Here is a 4,179-nt window from a genome sequence, read left to right as displayed (position 1 = left end):
GCTCGCTGGTACGACCCGGGCACAGCCCGTTTTATGGGCGAGGATACGTATCAAGGCGAGATTAGCGATCCGCGAAGCTTGAATGGGTATGCGTATGTAGCGAATAATCCGTTAATTTATGTGGATCCAAGTGGACATTATTTCGAAACCCTTGATTATCAGGAACTTAGAATATTACTAAATGAAGCCAGGGTTAAATCGAGTTCCAGCAAGAATCAGGATTACCAGGTGTACAAAGACTTCATACGGAAACGATACGATTTTTCGTCGGTTTTTGGAGGAGCAAACCAGTATAATTACTTATACGACCTGTTAACGGGAACGAGTGACTATAAGAATAGTGCAGGCAAGTCAGATTGGGCTAGAGGGCAGTTGTTAAGTGCATACCAAAAGTGGACAGATGCCGAAGTCCTTGAAATAGCGGCAATGGGAATGATTAGCGATGTAAAAGTTGGTGGCAAAGGGAGCAAAGGAAAATCATCAAGAGGGTGTAATTGCTTTACCGCAGGTACGAAGGTTCAAACAGACGAAGGGGAGAAAAATATCGAAGACATTGAAGTCGGAGATAGGGTTCTCGCCAAGGATGAGGAAACCGGAGAGCAAGCTTACAAGGGAGTTGTTGCTCTTCATCGTAATGAGAAAGATACTACCTATAAGTTGTCGGTTGGGAATCAAATTATTGAGACAACTGACAATCATCCATTTTGGGTTGATGGCAAGGAATGGGTACTTGCTGTTGATTTGAAGGTGGGCGATGAGTTAGTCCAAAGCAACGGAAACCATCTAAAGATTGACAACATTGAAATTGTACATCACGATGAAAAGGTAAAGGTATACAACTTTACTGTTGCTGACTTCCATACGTACTTTGTAAGTGACTTGGGTATTTGGGTTCATAATATTAATTGTGATTACAGTCAATTTAGAAACTTTGACACTCATTACGAAAAACATGTTTTGGGTAAGCATGGTGGTAAAAAGGAATTTGGTAATATTACGAAGGATCGATATTTTGAGCAAGCATTTAATTTGGCTTTGAAGGAAGCGGACGGCAAGAATGTTTTTAGAAAAGCACTTTCAAATGGTAGAATGGCAACTTATAATAAATCAACGAATGAGTTGGCCATTTTACATGACGGATTTCAAGTAGGGACTTACTTTAAACCAAGCAGAGGTATTAATTACTTTAACGACTTGAAATAAGAAGGGTGAAACTGTGTATACTTGTAATGTTTGTGGTTTTGATAAATTGGAATGGCCACAATATCTTGAAGATGCTGCTCCGAATTTTATTATTTGTGAATGTTGTGGTTTTCAGTCTGGATATGACGATTTGGACTTAGGGAAGACATTTGAGGAATATCGCAATGAATGGATAGCTAGAGGCACTCCTTGGACGAATCCGAAGAAGAGACCTGTAAATTGGGTAATGAAAGAGCAACTATTAAACATTAAAGCGTGAACACGAGACCTTGAGGACGACAATCCTCAAGGTCTTATTTTTTAACCCTACCCAGTGTCGAATGAATCGGGTGGCAGTCTCAAATAGAACTTTACTCTCATTAGACCCATATGATAGTTCTTCAAATGCAAATGTACGTACTCGTTAAAGTGTTGACGATTATACCCTAACCGGTTCTTAGCCGCTATGATCAAGAGGGGGATTCTACCGGCTATCATGTGGATTATACGTATAATGATGCTGTGAACTGGAATTTGCCTGTGCAAATGCGAGAGTCCTATACGGAGGGCGGTTCTCCATCAGAACCTGTAACGACCTCCTATGACTACAATGAATATGGTCTTCCTTTGAAAATATCCCAAAGTACGGGATCGGAGACGGTTCATACGTATAAAACCTCTAATGAGCCTTTTTTCTGGGTACAACCTGTTCAGACGGTTAGCAAAATCAGTGAAGGAAAAACCGGAACGACAGTTCGAACCTATAAAGCAGAGGGCCAATTGTATGAACTGAAAAACTATGAAGGTACAGAGCAAGGGAAGCTTTTATCACACAGGTATACTTTTTACAATGCAAAAGGGAATGTAAGCGGTCAGAAGGTTCTCATTGACGACAGAAACTATACGGATGTTTCTATTGATTATGATTCTCCCTATGGTTCTCAGCTCCCAACAAGGCAGCTTTTGCCTAAAGGTGTTGAGTATACGTATGATTACTATCCGACTGGAGAAATCAAGTCCCAAACCGATGCCAAGCGCAAAACGGAGTCCTATGTGTATGACGCGTTGGGGCGTGTAACGAAGGTTACTTATCCGGATGGAACTCAAACCGTTGTGGTGTATAAGGATGATACGAACGATGTCACCGTCACCGGGCCCGATGGCGTGAGCGCTGAAAGATTGTATAATCCATTCGGACAGCTGCTCCAGCAGCAGGTGGATGACGCGATCTACGGATATGGCTACGACGATAATGGAGATAGGGTAGAAAGCACGGATGCGGAACAAGCCACCACTCGCTACGCCTACGATGCTTTTGGACGGCCTGTGAAGACGACCTATGCGGATGGAACAGCAGATACCGTGGCGTATAATGCGGTGGATCGAACGGTCACTTATACGGATGCGGCTGGTTATCGTGTGCGTGAGGTATCGGATGCTTTAGGTCGTGTGACTTCCACCCAAGAAGCTAAAAATGGATCCTTTCAGCCGCTGGAGTCGTTAGCTTATAATCATGCGGGTATGGTCACTAGCCGGACGGACGGTAACGGCCAACGTATGACCTATGATTACGATGCACTGGGACAAATGATCTCCGTCACAGATCCATCTGGACAAAAGACCAGCTATATGTATGATCTGGCCGGAAATTTGAAGACTGTTCAGTATCCTGATGGGCAAAAGAATGTGTATTCGTATGATGAGCTGGGCAGACGTACGTTACTTGAGAAGTCAAGCGGAGGAACAACGCTAAATATTTACGATACGGATGGCAATATCACCCGTATGTTGACGGGGAAATCGGACGCAATCACCTTTCAATATAACGCGGACGGGCTGGTTACGGAAGCAGCAGGCCCTGATTTTAAAACCAATTATACCTACGATAACGCAGGACGAAGAAAAAGCATGACAGATGGGCAGGGTACGACCTCCTATGCCTATGATCCATCCGATGGGTCGTTGACCGGACTGAAGTACCCGGACGGCACGCAAATCAGCTATGAGTACAATAAGCAGTCTCGCACAGGTTATGTGCTGACCGATGCTTCTGGAACGTCTATGCATGTCCAGTCCAAGCTGGATAGCTTGGGCCAAGTGACTCAAATGGACGTTAGCAGTGGAACGGGTACAGCAAACGTACAGAGTGTGGCAGGAGCGAGTGCTGCTACGGGCGGTTCACTGGATCGCATGACATTTGAGTATGCACCGAATGGTTTGCTGAAAAGTCAGGCTTCAAGCAGAGGGCTGAGTACGCGATTCAGCTATAACGGACTGGATTTGTCCGGGGTAACGGTAGAGCAAGGCGGTACGGCGCTGCACCAATTTGGTTATGAACGGGATGGGAATAAAAACATCATCGGACGTACACAAAACGGAACAACAGACCAATTTGGATACGACCCGTCAAACCGAATAGCCAGCGAAGCCGCAGGTGAGAAGAACAAGACCTACGGCTATGATCCGAATGGAAACCGAAGCGCCGAAGGCAGCGGCAAAGTGTTTGGCATGAAAAACGCTGAATATACGTATGATTCTGTCAGCCGTCTGACGAAGGTGAGCGGTGAAGGCAAAGAGGTCGGGTACAGCTATAACGGAGACGGGCTGCTGTACGAGCGTACAGAGGGCGGCAAAACGACCCGGTATTACTATGACGAAGAAGCGAAGCTAATTGCGGAAGCTGAGGTCGAAGGTGGAGCAGCGAAGATCACGTACGCTTACGTGTATGACTTGTCTGGTCAACTGTGGGCTAGACAAGATAAAGCAAGCGGACAACTGCAATATTATCAGCTGAATGGTCACGGTGATGTGGTAGGCCTGAGCGATAGTACAGGTAAGGAACTGAACAGCTACAGCTACGATATCTGGGGCGGCCCGGAGACGGTCAAGGAGACCGTACCAAACGTGTTGCGTTATGCCGGCGAGTATTGGGATGATACGACCGGACTCCAGTACCTGCGCGCTCGCTGGTACGACCCGGGCACAGCCCGTTTTATG

Annotated in this window: 2 protein-coding genes; both read left to right on the top strand. The window is 45.7% G+C overall.

Annotation, left to right across the window (positions count from 1 at the left end):
* Positions 1-1,203, top strand: a 1,203-nt coding sequence (locus L696_RS0104225) for a polymorphic toxin-type HINT domain-containing protein (RefSeq protein WP_025682526.1), incomplete at its 5' end; no start/stop codon positions are given.
* A 477-nt stretch (positions 1,204-1,680) separates the two neighbouring features.
* The coding region (locus tag L696_RS0104215) for an RHS repeat-associated core domain-containing protein (RefSeq protein WP_025682524.1) at positions 1,681-4,179 on the top strand (2,499 nt) is incomplete at its 3' end.

The sequence above is a fragment of the Paenibacillus maysiensis genome, assembly GCF_000520815.1.
Taxonomy (GTDB): domain Bacteria; phylum Bacillota; class Bacilli; order Paenibacillales; family Paenibacillaceae; genus Paenibacillus; species Paenibacillus maysiensis.
This window is presented reverse-complemented; position numbering and strand designations above follow the sequence as displayed.